This is a genomic window from Pseudomonas edaphica (assembly GCF_965277385.1).
Taxonomy (GTDB): Bacteria; Pseudomonadota; Gammaproteobacteria; order Pseudomonadales; family Pseudomonadaceae; genus Aquipseudomonas; species Aquipseudomonas edaphica.
This window is the reverse complement of record NZ_OZ255725.1, coordinates 5,891,352-5,904,020: the sequence shown is the minus strand read 5'-3', so window position 1 is coordinate 5,904,020 and position 12,669 is coordinate 5,891,352. Positions and strand designations below refer to the sequence as shown.

Sequence of the window (12,669 nt, the reverse complement as noted above, 5' to 3'; positions counted from 1 at the left end):
ATGCCCCGTATCGAAAGATACGGGGCATTTTTGTTTTCACGGGATTGCAAACGCTCAGTACAGGTTGGGTTCCATTTCCAGATCGACCTTGAAACGCTCGGCAATATCACGCTGGATGCGCAGTGCCAGGTTGGCAATGTCATGCCCGGTGGCCGTGCCATAGTTGACCAGCACCAGTGCCTGCAATTTATGCACGCCGGCATCGCCGTCGCGAAAGCCCTTCCAGCCAGCTTTATCGATCAGCCAGCCAGCGGCGAGCTTCACTTGCCCATCGGCCTGCGGGTATGCCACCAGGTCCGGGTACTGCGCCTTCAGCTCAGCCGCTAACACGTGGGACACCAGTGGGTTTTTGAAGAAACTGCCGGCATTTCCCAGTTCTGCCGGGTCGGGCAGTTTTTCGCGGCGGATGCTGCAAATAGCACGGCTGACATCGCTCGGCGTCGCCTCGGTGATGCCCTGCCCGGCCAGGCGCTGCTGCACCGGGCCGTAGTCGAGCTTGAGGTGGCTGGCGCGGCTCAAGGCGAAACGCACGCGCAGGATCAACCAGCGCCCGGTTTCGTGCTTGAACAGGCTGTCGCGGTAGGCGAAGTTGCACTCTTGCAGGCTGAAGTCGCGCAACTCGCCGGTGTGGCGATCCAGCGCGGTGAGGCCGGCAAACACGTCTTTGATCTCCACGCCGTAGGCACCGATGTTCTGCATCGGCGCAGCACCGACGGTGCCGGGGATGAGGCTGAGGTTCTCCAGGCCGCAGAAACCGTGTTCCAACGTCCACAACACAAATGGGTGCCAGGCTTCGCCCGCTTCGGCCTCGACCACCACGCGTACACCGTCGTCCTGCAGCACCCGAATGCCCTGGGTGGCCATGCGCAACACCACAGCCTGGATATCCTGGGTCAACAGCAGGTTGCTGCCACCGCCGATCACCAACAGCGGTAATGACTGCGCCGTCGCATAGGCCAGGGCTTCACGTACATCCGCGTCGCTGCGGGCCTCGGCAAACCACTGGGCGCGCACGTCGATGCCGAAGCTGTTGAATGGCTTGAGCGATACCTGCGCAAGCACTTGCAAGGTCATAACCGCCCCTTCAATTCGATCACCAATAAATCACAGGCCCGTTCAATCAAGTCCAGGACCCGCTCGAAACCTTGCTCGCCTTCGTAGTAAGGGTCTGGCACTTCGTCCACTTCGGCTTCATAGCGGCGCAGGAACAAGTCCAGCTCGGCCTTGCCTTGGCCTGGGTGCAATGCCTTAAGGTTGCGCAGGTTGCTGTGGTCCATGGCCAGGATCAGGTCATACCGAGCAAAGTCTGCACGCGAAACCTGCTGGGCGCGCTGGGCCGACAAGTCGTAACCGCGTACCAGCGCCGCACGCTGGCTGCGCTGGTCCGGCGGGTTGCCGACATGCCATTCACCCGTGCCGGCAGACGCCACTTCAACCTGGCCGGCCAGCCCGGCTTCGCGCAATTTATGGCGCAGCACACCTTCGGCGGTGGGCGAGCGGCAGATATTGCCCAGGCAGACGAACAAAACCTCCATCAGGCCCCCAGCAGGCGGCGAACGCGCTCAAGGTCTTCCTGGGTGTCGACACCGGCCGGCGGCGCTTCCAGCGCGTCGCCCACGTGGATACGCACGCCGTGCCACAGGGCACGCAACTGTTCCAGGGACTCGGTGTTTTCCAGCCAGCACGGCCCCCAGCTGACGAAGTCATGCAGGAAACCGGCTCGGTAGGCATAGATGCCGATATGGCGACGGTACGGCACGCCCTGGGGCAATACGTCGGGCTGTTTGGCGAATGCATCCCGTGCCCACGGCAGGGTCGAGCGGCTGAAGGTCAGCGCCAGGCCATTGATATCGCTGACCACTTTGACCACGTTCGGGTTGAACAGGGTCTCGATGTCTTCGATGGGTTCGGCCAGGGTGGCCATGCGCGCCTCGCCATGGGCGGCCAGGTTGGCGGCGACCTGATCGATCACGCAGGGCGGGATCAGCGGTTCGTCACCTTGCACATTGACCACAATCGCATCAGGCGCCAGCCCCAGTTGCGTGGCGACTTCAGCCAGGCGGTCGGTGCCGGAGTTGTGGTCTTCACGGGTCAGCACCGCTTCAGCGCCGAAACCTTTGCAGGCCTCGATAATACGCGGGTCATCGGTGGCAACCACCACGCGTTCGGCGCTGCTTTTGCAGGCCTGCTCCCACACCAGCTGGATCATCGGCTTGTCGCCGATCAATTGCAGCGGCTTGCCCGGCAGGCGCGTGGAGGCGTAGCGCGAAGGAATGACAACGGTAAAGGCGGTGGTCATTTATCCAGGCGCTCATCGGTGGTCAGGGTACGAGCTTCGCTTTCCAGCATCACCGGGATGCCATCACGGATCGGATAAGCCAGGCCGGCGCCCTTGCTGATCAGCTCGGTTTTGTCGGCGCTGAGCTTGAGCGGGCCTTTGCAGATCGGGCAAGCGAGGATGTCGAGCAGTTTGGTGTCCATGAGTATTTCCTGGAAAAAGCGGTTTAAGGCAAAAGTCGGGCGGGCAGCAGGCGCATCAATTGCGTGTCGAACCAGGCCACAAACGCCGGTGACGGCAATGCATCCACTGCAAGGTACCACCAGTCGGGCTGGGCAAAGGCGCGGCACTTCACCGCGTCCTTTTCGGTCATCACCAACGGCAATGACGGTGTGAAATTCAACACCTCTGCGCTGTAGGGCGCATGGTCGGCAAACGCATGGGGAATCGGCTGCCAGTGTAGCGTTTCGAGGGTATTGAAGAAACGTTGCGGGTTACCGATACCTGCGACGGCATGGACCCGCTGGCCGGCGGCAAAATGCTCGACCGATTGTCGCTCACCGGTTTTCAAGTTGATCAACGCCGTGGGTTGCAGGCGAAAGGCAAACCCATCCTCGCGGTCGGCCCCGGCGCCGTTGTACAACAGCGCATCCACACTGTGCAGGCGCTCCACCGGCTCGCGCAAAGGCCCGGCAGGCAGGCAGCGGCGGTTGCCCAGGCCACGGGCGGCATCGATCAGCACCAATTCCAGGTCGCGGGCCAGGCGGTAATGCTGCAGGCCATCGTCGCTGAGGATCAGGTCTAGAGGTTCACTGGCCAGCAAGGCTTTGACGGCGCGGCTGCGGTCCGGGTCGATCATCAGGGGCACGCCGCAGCGCTGAACGATCAGCAACGGCTCATCGCCCGCCACTTCGGCGCTGTGGCTGGCCTCCACCCGCCAGGGTAACTGCGGCGGCTTGGCACCGTAGCCGCGGCTGACCACGCCGACCCGCAGGCCGCTGCGCCGGCAGTGTTCGATCAGCCACAGGATCAACGGCGTCTTGCCGGTGCCGCCGACGGTGATATTGCCCACCACCACCACAGGCACCGGCGGTTGGTAAATCTCACCCTCGCCCGCCAGGAAGCGCGCGCGTTTGCGCTGTACAACGTGACGGTACATAGATTCCAGCGGCCGCAACAGTACGAGTGCCGGATGGCCCTCGTACCACGCCTTGAGCAAACGATCGGACATGGCCATCAGGGCGGGCTCGCCGCCTCGACGGTGGTCATGCGCAGGTGGCTGAAGCCCAGCTTGCCGGCGGCGTCCATGGCGGTGATCACGGCTTGGTGCTGGGTTTTGCCGTCAGCGCTGATGGAAAGCGGCATATTGGTATCGCCACCGGACTCTTTCTGCAGGGCATCCATCAGGCTGGCAAGGTCATTTTTTTCGAGCAATTGGTTATTTACCGAAAACACCCCGTCGGCGCTGATGGCAATGTCCAGCTGCTTAATTTCCTGGTCTTCGGCCGGTGAGCCACTCACTGCTTCGGGTAAATCAACGCGCAGTTGGGTTTCGCGGGTGAAGGTGGTAGTCACGACAAAAAACAGCAGCAGGATAAAGACCACGTCGATCAGCGACGCCAGGTTGATATCAACATTCTCCCGTTGCTTGCGGCGAAATTTCACGCTCGACCCTCAACGAAATCGACATCACGATCGCCCTGCACCACTTCCACCAGCTTGATGGCTTCCTGTTCCATGCCGACCACCAGTTCATCGATGCGACGCTGCAGGAAGCGGTGGAAAAACACCGACGGAATACCGACCATCAGGCCGGCTGCCGTGGTGATCAAGGCCTTGGAAATACCACCGGCCAAGACGGCAGCGTTGGTGGTCATGCCTGAACCCATGAACGAGCTGAAAATGTCGATCATGCCCAGCACCGTGCCCAGCAAACCAAGCAACGGCGCCATGGCTGCGATGGTGCCGAGCGCATTGATATAGCGCTCCATTTCGTGGATGACGCGGGCAGCGGCCTCTTCGATGCACTCTTTCATGATCTCGCGACCATGCTTGGAATTGGCGAGGCCCGCTGCGAGGATTTCACCCAACGGCGAGTTGGCGCGTAACTCCTTGAGTTTTTCTTTATCCAGCTGTTTGTTCTTGATCCAGCCCCACACCTGCCCCAGCAGATGCTCGGGGGTTATGCGACTGGCGCGCAGGGTCCACAAACGTTCGGCAACGATGCCGAGTGCGGCGATGGAGCTCAAGATAATCGGCAACATCATCCAGCCGCCGGATTTGACCAATTCCCACACAGTGAATGTCCCCTCGAAAAAGTGCGCCACTTTACCATATAGGTTCACCCGCGTGGTTCGCAGGCGCCAGGCCCGCCTGTCGCAGGCCCAGGTGTTTGGTAAGCCTGTATTACGGTAACGCTTCGCGCCAGAATCGCCGTTGACTGCGCGCAACAACCGGTGCTCTAAAACTGCCCAGTTGCACACGCACGGCACCTTGCTCGGCGCTGTCGTAGACCCGGCTGCCCAGCGCCTGGTAACGCGCCATCACCTGCGGATGGGGATGCCCGAATGCGTTGCCACGGCCGCGGGAAATCAGCACCGACTTGGGCGCAAGCCGCTGTAAAAACGCCCAGGACGAGGAACTGCGACTGCCATGGTGCGGCGCTTGCAGCCAATCGGTCGGCACCGCCAAGGGCGAAGCGAGAAAGGCTGTTTCAGCCGCCTCATCAATATCACCCGTCAGTAGCAACCGCTCGCCACGGGCCTGTACCTGCAAGACGCAGGATTTCGGATTGCTGCTAGTGGCGCCAGGCCATTGCCACACCTCGAATGACACGCCATCCCACTCCCAGCGCTCGCCATTGTTACAGGGCTGGGCGGCGAGAAAAGCCGGCAGCCCTTCGGTCTCTCCGCCGATAACCCTCCCGACGGGCAGCACACGGGCAACCGCTGCGGCACCGCCGGCATGGTCAGCGTGAGCGTGGCTGATCACCATCGCGTCCAACGCCGCCACCCCAACCTTTTGCAGGGATGGCAGCACCACGCGCGCGCCCAGGTCAACCACCCCCGAGCGCGGGCCTGCGTCGTAGAGCATGGCGTGATGGCGCGTGCGCAGGATCACCGCCTGCCCCTGGCCGACATCCAATTGCACCACCTCCACCTGCCCGTGCGGCACCAATGGTTTAGGGGCAAAGACGGCCAACAGCAGCATCGGCCAGCCCAGCAGCCGCAATGGCACGCCTTTGGGCAAGAGTAATAGCACCGCGCCCGCGACGCTGATCAACCAATAACCCAACGGCACGTCGGCGGGCACCCACGCTGCGCGCAGCCCGGCCAGCAGCGCCAAGCCTGTGAACAGGCCATCCAACGCGCCACCGGCCAGCCACAACAAGCCCTCTCCCACCCACGGTACCGCCAACAGTACAGTGCCCAGCAGTGCCAACGGCAGCACCACCAGGCTGATCCACGGCACGGCAAACAGATTGGCCACCGGCGCACTGAGGCTGATGGGCAACCCCAGCACCAGCAACACCGGAAACAAACCGATGGCGATCAACCATTGGGGGTGGGTCCAGGCCTGCCAGATACTCCACGCGCCCAAACGCCCGCTGAACGCCAGCACCAGCACGGCCACGGCGGCAAACGACAACCAGAACCCCGGCTGCAAACTGGCCAGCGGCTCCAGCACCAGCACGGCATTGAACGCCAGTAATAACGGCCACCACACACCCAGGTGGCGAAACCGCAAACGCCACAGCAGCACTAACCCGACCATCACGCAGGCCCGTTGCACCGGCACACCGAACCCCGCCAGCAGGCCATACCCCAGCGCAGCAGTAAATGCCAGGCCGCAGGCCCACGGCAGCCAGGGCAAGGCGCGGGGCCAGCAACCGTAGCGCGCCAGCCCGGCCACCAGCGCGTAGATCAAACCGGCCAGCAAGCCAATGTGCTGGCCGGAAATCACCAGCAGGTGCACCGTGCCGGTGTCCTGCAACACCCGCCAATCCTCGGTTGCCAACCCCGAGCCGTCGCCCAGCACCAAGGCCGCCAGCCCCGCCTCGCGGCCCTGAGCATCCACCGCCAGCAGGCGCTGGCGGACGCTGTCACGCCAGGCATGGCGAGCCGGCGCCAGGCGTTGGCCATCTTTCACCGAGCCGGTGGCGCCGATGCGCTGGGCCAGCAGCCAGGCCTCGTAGTCAAACCCCTGAAAATTGAGCAGGCCCGCCGGCCGCTTGAGCGTGACCGCCAGCCGCCAGCGCTCGCCGCTGTTAACCTGCGGGCCGTTATGCCAGGACAGGCGGATACGCTTGGGCAGCCGGCCCTTGCGTGACCGGCTGTCGGTCAGTTCGAAGCGCACGCCGGTGCTGGTGTTTTGCGGCAACCCGATGACGCGCCCCTCAACCCAGCGAGTCTGACCGTCCAGAGCCGGCCTTAATCGGTCGTCCAACGCCCATTGTGCGCTCATGCACGCCCAGCTCACGCCCAACAGCAAAAACGCCAGCGGATAGGTACGAAACGGCAGCAACATCAAGGCCACTACCAACATGGCCAGCAGCCAAGCGGTGGGCGGCAATGCGGGTAAAAATCGCAGCGACAATAAGCCCATTCCGAACGTGAACATCCCTGTTCTCATGAAGCATCCTTTTCCAGTGATCCACTAGTCTTAGTCGGATACCCCGCGCGGCCTCTGATGTTTTGTCACAAAGTCTGAATTTTCTGTTTATAGAATGCGGGCATACTTGCCCCTCGAACTGACCTGGACCCCTTATGCCCCGGCGCTTATTCAAACGGTACATGCCCGACCCCACGAGTATCCGGGAACACAAGTCCTTACGATTTCTCGGCACGTTGTTGCATGACCCCAACCTCTGGCACCTGAACCGCCATTCCGTCGCCCGCGCCATGGCAGTGGGCCTGTTCGCGGCGTTTATCCCGATTCCGTTGCAGATGTTATTGGCGGCGGTGCTAGCGATCGCTGTGCGCGGGAATATGCCGATTGCCGTGAGCCTGGTGTGGCTGACCAACCCGATCACCATGCCGGTGGTGTTCTTCTGCACCTACCTGACCGGCGCCTGGCTGATGAACACGCCGCCGCGCAGCCTGCCCGACAACCTGACCTGGGAGTGGATCAGCAGCCAACTGGGCACACTGTGGCAGCCGTTCCTGTTGGGTTCCGTGGTGTGCGGGCTGGTGCTGGCCGCGCTGGCCTACTGCCTGACGATGGGTTACTGGCGCTGGTGGGTCGCGCACCAGTGGAAGAAGCGCAAACAACGACGCACCTGACAGCTAGCGCGCTGGCAGCCGCAGGTGCACGCACAAACCTTGCGCGCTGTTCTGCGCCCACAACGTCCCACCCTGGCGCTGTACCGCATTGCGGGCGATGCTCAAGCCCAGACCAAAACCGCCATCACCCGGCCGTGAGCCTTCGAGGCGGGTGAACGGCGCAAAAATACGTTCCAAGTCCTGCTCATCAATACCGCCGCCCTGGTCTTGCAGCCAAATATGCCAATCATCGCCCTCGCGACAGCCGTCCAGCGTCACCTGCCCCTGAGCGGGGGAATGTCGGATGGCATTGCGCAGGATATTTTCCAGGGCCTGGGCCAGCGCATTCAGGTTGCCGCGCACCCAGCAGTCGACGGGCAACAGACACGGCAAACGCGCTGCTGGCCAGTCACTTTCATAACAAGCGTTTTCCCGCAGCATGTCCCACAAGGCCGGAAGCTGGATGGCTTCCTCGGGTAACCGCGTTCGCTCGCTGTCCAGCCAGGCCAGTTGCAGGCTGTCTTCCACCAGGCGCTGCATGGCGTCAATCTCCCGGCCCAGGCGCTCGCGCAACTGCGCCAGATCCTGCTCACTGTCACAGGCCACGCGCAAACGGCTCAACGGCGTGCGCAGCTCATGGGACATGTCCCGCAATAACTGTTGCTGCAACTCCACCGTGCCCTGCAAACGCTCGGACATGTGGTCAAAGGCGCGGCCCAACTCACCCAATTCATCCTGGCGGCTGGTGGCCTCGCGGGACATGCGCGTATTCAATTGATCGGCGCGCCAGGCGTTGGCCTGCTCGCGCAACTGGTTCAGAGGCATGATCAGCAGCCGATAAAGCCCCACACACAGCAGCAAGGTAAACAAGCCGGGAATCACGCCGTTGGTCACCACGCGCCAGAACACCTGATAGCGCCCCGGCATAAAGCGCTTGGGTAATTCGATCACCAGCGAGCCGGCGCCAGGGTTGACCGGGAATGGGATTTTCACCCAGGGCAGGCCTTTGACGTGTCGGCTGACCGGCCACTCCAGCCCGCGCAGAAAAGTCAGGCGCTGGCTTTCCTTGTCGCTCAGCGGCAGGCTGCTCAGCGACTGCAAGTCGTGGCCGATCACCCCGATCCAGGTCGATTCGCGCGTGGCCATCAGCTGCAACCAGGCGTCCACGCCAGCACTGCCCTGGGTACTCCAGGCCAATTCCGCGCCCGCGGCATAGCCGCGCAAAATCGCGCGGGACTCCTCGGCCACATAGGCGTTCTGCTCTTCCATATAGCGGCCCCAGGACCAACTGAGCCAGATCATCAGCAAACAGAAGGCGATCAGCAGGCAGGCGAGCTTCCAGAATAACGAGTGCCGGCCGGGCAGCCGCTCAAAGCCCTTCATCATGGCCGCTCAGTACATAACCCTTGCCCCACACCGTGCGCACTTCGCGCTCGCTGTAGCCGATGGCCTTGAGCTTGCGGCGAATCTGGCTGATATGCATGTCCAGGCTGCGATCGTGAGGCGCGTAACCGCGCTGCAACACATGCTGGTAAAGGAAGGCTTTGCTGAGCACTTCATCGGCGCTACGGTGCAAGGTCTCGAGCAAGCGATACTCGCTGCGCGTCAGCCCGGCCCAGTGTTCTTGAAAGAACACGTCGTACAGTTCATCGTCAAAACGCAGGCTGCGTGCATCGTCGCGTGCCGGTAAACGCAGCGGCAACGGCCGCCGGTCCAGGGCCACGCGGCGCAGGATGGCTTCGATGCGTACGCGCAGTTCAACCATGCTGAACGGCTTGGGCAGGTAGTCGTCCGCACCCAGGCGAAAACCGCTGATGCGATCGGCCTCGGCGCCCAGCGCAGACATGAGGATCACCGGCGTCGCATGGTGCTGGCGCAAACGGGTAAGAATCGACAAACCGTCCATGCCCGGCAGCAGGATGTCCATCAACACCACGTCGAACACCTGGTCACGTGCCATCTGCAGGCCCTGTTGGCCGTTCTGGCACCAGGTGACCTGGAAGCCACAGCGGCCCAGCTGCTCATGCACATAGGCGCCCAATACAGGGTCGTCTTCAATTGCCAGGATACTGGGTAGGCCAACTGCGGGATTCATTAGCGTCTGCAAGTCATTCTCAATCACTGATTATTCAAGATTAAACGGTGACAGGCAATCGCCACCCGGCTGCCGATGGCTCGAAGATTGCGCTCGGCGATTGACGTCGATCATTAATTTGCGAGGTTCCACACCGCGCAAATGGCTACACTGCGCAGGTGGCGTGGGCCGGATGCCCGCGCAGATAAACGAAAACAGTGTGGTAGCAGGAGAGTGGCGTGCTTAGAAGAATGGGGATAAAAGGCCGCGTACTGTTGCTGACCTTATTACCGACCAGCCTGATGGCCCTGTTGTTGGGGGGCTATTTCACCTGGATGCAGCTGTCGGAGTTGCAGACCCAATTGCTGCAACGCGGCGAAATGATCGCCGAGCAATTGGCGCCGCTGGTGGCCCCGGCGTTGAGCAGCAAGAACACCGACCTGCTTGAACGCATCGCCACCCAGTCGCTGGAGCAACCGGACGTGCGCGCGGTGTCGTTCCTGGCACCGGACCGCTCGTCCCTGGCCCACGCCGGCCCGACCATGCTCAACCTCGCGCCGGTCGGCAACAGTTCGCACCTGCTGCAGCGCAGTGGCAATGACGCCACGCGCTACCTGCTGCCGGTGTTCGGTCGCCATCGCAACCTCGCGGGCGAATTGATCCCCGATGAAGCCGATCGCCTGCTGGGTTGGGTCGAAGTGGAGCTGTCGCACAATGGCATGTTGCTGCGCGGTTATCGCAGCCTGTTTGCCAGCCTGCTGCTGATCGCCATCGGCCTGATCTGCACGGCCGCCCTGGCGTTGCGCATCAGCCGCACGATCAACTCGCCCATCGGCCAGATCAAGCAAGCTGTGGCCCAACTCAAGGACGGCAACCTCGAAACCCGCCTGCCACCGTTGGGCAGCCAGGAATTGGACCAATTGGCCTCGGGCATCAACCGCATGGCCGAAACCCTGCAAAATGCCCAGGAAGAACTGCAACACAGTATCGATCAGGCCACCGAAGATGTGCGTCAGAACCTGGAAACCATCGAGATCCAGAACATCGAGCTGGACCTGGCGCGCAAGGAGGCCCTGGAGGCCAGCCGGATCAAGTCGGAGTTCCTGGCCAACATGAGCCATGAAATCCGCACGCCGCTCAACGGCATCCTGGGTTTTACTCATCTGCTGCAAAAAAGCGAGCTGTCGCCGCGTCAGCTGGATTACCTGGGCACCATCGAAAAATCCGCCGACAACCTGCTGGGTATCATCAACGAGATCCTCGACTTCTCGAAAATCGAAGCCGGCAAGCTGGTGCTCGACAGTGTGCCCTTCAACCTGCGCGACTTGCTGCAAGACACCCTCACCATCCTCGCCCCCGCCGCCCATGCCAAACAGCTTGAGCTGGTCAGCCTGGTGTACCGCGACACGCCGCTGGCGCTGGTGGGCGACCCGTTGCGCCTCAAGCAGATCCTCACCAACCTGATCAGCAACGCGATCAAGTTCACCCGCGAAGGCACTATCGTTGCCCGCGCGATGGTCGAAGACGAACAGGAAGACAGCGTGCAACTGCGCATCAGTGTGCAAGACACCGGCATCGGCCTGTCGAACCAGGACGTGCGTGCGTTGTTCCAGGCCTTCAGCCAGGCCGACAACTCGCTGTCGCGCCAACCCGGCGGCACCGGCCTGGGCCTGGTGATTTCCAAGCGGCTGATCGAGCAAATGGGCGGTGAGATCGGCGTCGACAGCACACCGGGCGAAGGCTCGGAGTTCTGGATCAGCCTGAGCCTGCCCAAAACCCGCGACGACGCCGAAGACCTGCCCTCCCCGCCGCTGCTCGGCCGTCGTGTGGCCGTGCTGGAAAACCACGAGCTCGCGCGCCAGGCGTTGCAGCACCAACTGGAAGATTGCGGCCTGCAAGTCACACCGTTCAATACCCTGGAAAGCCTGACCAACGGCATCACCAGCGCACACCAGACTGAACAGGCAATCGACCTGGCAGTGCTCGGTGTCACCGCCAATGACATTCCGCCCGAACGCCTCAACCAGCATCTATGGGACCTGGAACACCTGGGCTGCAAGGTGCTGGTGCTGTGCCCGACCACCGAACAGATGTTGTTCAACCAGTCAGTGCCCAACCCCAACAGCCAGTTGCAGGCCAAACCTGCGTGTACGCGCAAACTGCGCCGTGCACTGGCCGATCTGATCAGCCCGCGGCCATTGCGCAGCGAACCCGGCGAACCGCTCTCCAGCCGAGCTCCGCGCGTACTCTGCGTGGACGACAACCCGGCCAACCTGTTGCTGGTGCAAACGTTGCTCGAAGACATGGGCGCCAAGGTGCACGCGGTCGAAAGCGGTTATGCGGCCATTGACGCGGTGAAGCAGGAAACCTTCGACCTGGTGCTGATGGACGTACAAATGCCCGGCATGGACGGGCGCCAAAGCACCGAGGCGATCCGCCAATGGGAGAGCGAACGCCACGGTACGCCGCTGCCGGTGGTCGCCCTCACCGCCCACGCCATGGCCAACGAAAAACGCGCGCTGCTGCAAAGCGGTATGGACGATTACCTGACCAAACCCATCAGCGAGCGGCAGTTGGCCCAAGTAGTGTTGAAGTGGACCGGCCTGGCCCTGCGCAATCAAGGGCCGGAGCGCGCGACTGACGGCTTGGCACCCGGCGTGCAACTGCTGGTGCTGGATCATGAGGAAGGCCTGCGCCTGGCGGCCAACAAGGCCGACCTGGCCGCCGACATGCTCGCCATGCTGCTGGCCTCGCTGGAAGCCGATCGCCTGGCGATCACCGCCGCCCGTGAAGCCAAAGACAACAATGCGCTGATTGAACGCGTGCATCGCCTGCATGGCGCCACCCGCTACTGCGGCGTGCCGCAATTGCGCGCCGCCTGCCAGCGCGCGGAAACCTTGCTCAAACAAGACGACGCCAAGGCCATCGACGCGCTGGATGAACTGGACATGGCGATTGCGCGGTTGGCCAGTGAGGCACGGGTCAGCGCCTGAGGCTTCTCCAGGCCTGTGTTGAGCGGGCTTGTGTGGGAGCCAGCTCCCACAAAAAAGCCCGGT

12 protein-coding genes are annotated in these 12,669 nt (G+C 62.5%); 2 read left to right on the top strand and 10 right to left on the bottom strand.

Going from position 1 to position 12,669, the window contains the following annotated elements:
* Positions 1-54: 54 nt before the first annotated feature.
* The 8 genes from murB to ACQY47_RS26940 all read right to left on the bottom strand — a co-directional run bounded on the left by murB (position 55) and on the right by ACQY47_RS26940 (position 6,910).
* Complete coding sequence (gene murB, locus ACQY47_RS26975; protein ID WP_428553387.1) at positions 55-1,074, bottom strand: UDP-N-acetylmuramate dehydrogenase; 1,020 nt, start codon at positions 1,072-1,074, stop codon at positions 55-57.
* A complete protein-coding gene (locus tag ACQY47_RS26970; protein ID WP_428553384.1) occupies positions 1,071-1,535 on the bottom strand; it encodes a low molecular weight protein-tyrosine-phosphatase in 465 nt (154 codons plus the stop codon). Before ACQY47_RS26970 ends, murB begins: the two co-directional genes overlap by 4 nt.
* The gene (gene kdsB / locus ACQY47_RS26965; RefSeq protein ID WP_200431806.1) at positions 1,535-2,299 is read right to left on the bottom strand and encodes a 3-deoxy-manno-octulosonate cytidylyltransferase; all 765 of its coding nucleotides are present in this window, start codon (positions 2,297-2,299) and stop codon (positions 1,535-1,537) included. The genes ACQY47_RS26970 and kdsB overlap by 1 nt, the downstream gene beginning before the upstream one ends.
* Positions 2,296-2,481, bottom strand: a complete 186-nt coding sequence (locus ACQY47_RS26960) for a Trm112 family protein (protein ID WP_003174668.1) — start codon at positions 2,479-2,481, stop codon at positions 2,296-2,298. The genes kdsB and ACQY47_RS26960 overlap by 4 nt, the downstream gene beginning before the upstream one ends.
* A gap of 23 nt (positions 2,482-2,504) precedes the next feature.
* A complete protein-coding gene (gene lpxK, locus ACQY47_RS26955) occupies positions 2,505-3,515 on the bottom strand; it encodes a tetraacyldisaccharide 4'-kinase (protein ID WP_099548010.1) in 1,011 nt (336 codons plus the stop codon).
* The gene (locus tag ACQY47_RS26950; RefSeq protein ID WP_017136564.1) at positions 3,515-3,943 is read right to left on the bottom strand and encodes an ExbD/TolR family protein; all 429 of its coding nucleotides are present in this window, start codon (positions 3,941-3,943) and stop codon (positions 3,515-3,517) included. Before ACQY47_RS26950 ends, lpxK begins: the two co-directional genes overlap by 1 nt.
* Positions 3,940-4,575 (bottom strand): MotA/TolQ/ExbB proton channel family protein, encoded by a 636-nt coding sequence (locus ACQY47_RS26945; protein ID WP_016969293.1) that lies wholly within the window; start codon positions 4,573-4,575, stop codon positions 3,940-3,942. Before ACQY47_RS26945 ends, ACQY47_RS26950 begins: the two co-directional genes overlap by 4 nt.
* Positions 4,576-4,684: 109 nt before the next feature.
* Complete coding sequence (locus ACQY47_RS26940; protein WP_428553377.1) at positions 4,685-6,910, bottom strand: DNA internalization-related competence protein ComEC/Rec2; 2,226 nt, start codon at positions 6,908-6,910, stop codon at positions 4,685-4,687.
* Between the two features lie 134 nt (positions 6,911-7,044).
* Between ACQY47_RS26940 and ACQY47_RS26935 the strand changes: the two genes are divergently transcribed.
* On the top strand, positions 7,045-7,560 hold the full coding sequence (locus ACQY47_RS26935) for a DUF2062 domain-containing protein (protein WP_017136567.1): 516 nt from the start codon (positions 7,045-7,047) through the stop codon (positions 7,558-7,560).
* Positions 7,561-7,563: 3 nt separating this feature from the next.
* On the opposite strand, the gene ACQY47_RS26930 is transcribed toward ACQY47_RS26935, so the two are convergent.
* On the bottom strand, positions 7,564-8,922 hold the full coding sequence (locus ACQY47_RS26930) for a histidine kinase sensor domain-containing protein (RefSeq protein ID WP_428557397.1): 1,359 nt from the start codon (positions 8,920-8,922) through the stop codon (positions 7,564-7,566).
* Positions 8,909-9,634 (bottom strand): response regulator transcription factor, encoded by a 726-nt coding sequence (locus ACQY47_RS26925; protein ID WP_428553373.1) that lies wholly within the window; start codon positions 9,632-9,634, stop codon positions 8,909-8,911. Before ACQY47_RS26925 ends, ACQY47_RS26930 begins: the two co-directional genes overlap by 14 nt.
* A gap of 218 nt (positions 9,635-9,852) precedes the next feature.
* Here ACQY47_RS26925 and ACQY47_RS26920 point away from each other — a divergent pair, with 218 nt between their 5' ends.
* A complete protein-coding gene (locus tag ACQY47_RS26920; RefSeq protein ID WP_428553370.1) occupies positions 9,853-12,606 on the top strand; it encodes a response regulator in 2,754 nt (917 codons plus the stop codon).
* The last annotated feature ends 63 nt before the right edge of the window (positions 12,607-12,669 follow it).